This is a genomic window from Methanospirillum sp. (genome assembly GCF_035406105.1).
Classification (GTDB): domain Archaea; phylum Halobacteriota; class Methanomicrobia; order Methanomicrobiales; family Methanospirillaceae; genus Methanospirillum.
The window spans coordinates 1-1,475 of record NZ_DAONKG010000354.1 but is presented as its reverse complement, the minus strand read 5'-3'; the positions used below and the strand labels follow the sequence as shown (position 1 = coordinate 1,475).

2 protein-coding genes are annotated in these 1,475 nt (G+C 45.4%); both read right to left on the bottom strand.

Annotation, left to right across the window (positions count from 1 at the left end):
- A partial coding sequence (locus tag PLA23_RS13415) for a V-type ATP synthase subunit I domain-containing protein (protein ID WP_324475539.1) occupies positions 1–843 on the bottom strand: 843 nt, incomplete at its 3' end.
- 1 nt (position 844) lies between these two features.
- Entirely contained in the window at positions 845–1,159 is a 315-nt protein-coding gene (locus tag PLA23_RS13410) for a hypothetical protein (protein WP_324475538.1), read from the bottom strand.
- Between the last annotated feature and the right edge of the window lie 316 nt (positions 1,160–1,475).

The window sequence follows — 1,475 nt, the reverse complement described above, 5'->3', positions numbered from 1 at the left end:
TCCAAGTTCCTCCCGGATCGCACGAAGAGGGGTCAGGTGACGCCCTGCCATAGACATCAGGAGGGCCATGCACCGCTCTTCATCTGCCTGATACTTCATAAGTGCTTCCTGTTCTGATGCGATTAATTGTCCCGGAAGTCCTGCATATGTTTCAGGAAGAGTCATACGGAAAAACCATGAATGGTGCACAAGTTCTTCAAGGAGGGGTTGTGTTGCACGGGTACCGATACAGACAACAATAACCTCTTCCCCAGCTTGTTTCGTGTAGAAATAAATTTCATCGGTTCCTGCATTCCTGACCCATTCTTCAAAGGTGGAGAGGTTTTCAACCTGCATCCACCCTGCAATGGTCTGAGTATAGGGAGCAGGTGCAAGATATGAGAGATCAATATCCAAAATCGCAAGCCGGCTAAGATGTTCAATTCGTTCCCGTGTGACCTGTATTAATTCACGGTTTTTTTTCAGATATTCATAGGTGGCAAGAACCGGTTCTGCATCTCTGATAAAATCCTCCGCCACACGATAGAGCTCATCTGGTGAATCATATCTGACCGAAACTCGTTTCTGGTCATCAGGAAAAAGGATTGATTTCAGGCTTTCAGGCTTGTATTCATATGGTTCAATAATTTCCAATATCCGGTCGGTTCTGAACTGAAGTGCAATAATTCTCTCAATATCCTCACGTGAGATATCCAGATGGGTTTGAGGGAGGTCATCTCCTGCTGCTTTTTTCAACTCGAGGACTTCGAGATTTCCTTCTGAGTGCAGAGCGGATGTAACATCCATGAGCCACCGGTTATGAATCCCGATGACAACATGATCCATTCGTGCCGGGTAAAACATGTTATCCCCCGGTTATCAGCCGGATAAGTGACTGAACAGCTGTGGTATGATTTTTTTGTGCATATTCCCTGATATGACCGATCTCTTTTTGGGCTTCTTCCATCAGCCATGACTGCTGCATGAAAGCCTCCTTTCCGGCCCGCTCCTTCTCCTCACGAAGGCGGTTTTCTGCTTCAGAAAGACGGAGCTGAACGAGTGCTTCCCCTTCCCGTACAGCCTCCTCAAGGGCAAGAGTCTTCCGGCGTTGTGCAGCCTCGATCAGATCCGCAGCCTCCTGTTCGGTGCGTTTTATCTGATCTATCTCAGGGATTGCCATACTCTCTCTTTCTACTCTATCTCTCTTTTATTTATCTGTTGTCATATCGTGTATTGCCGGTACAGATCAGCATGGATAGGAATGACCAAAAGAGCAAAAATTACGAAAAAAAGAAGCATTGAAGGACTCACTGTATCCACATGCCATGATAGAGTGAAAGAAACAATACCAGGATGACAACTGGAATAACCAGGTGTATTATACAAGCTACTCCTTCAAGACAATACAGCACATACTTTGCAAGTTTTACTGATCTTTCACACTGCATGTACAGTTATATTTACAAAATGGAATACATCCTTTCCTCTGTCACCTC

Coding starts and splice junctions, on each gene's coding strand:
- PLA23_RS13410 (WP_324475538.1), bottom strand. CDS start 1,159: ATGGCAATCCCTGAGATAGATCAGATAAAACGCACCGAACAGGAGGCT.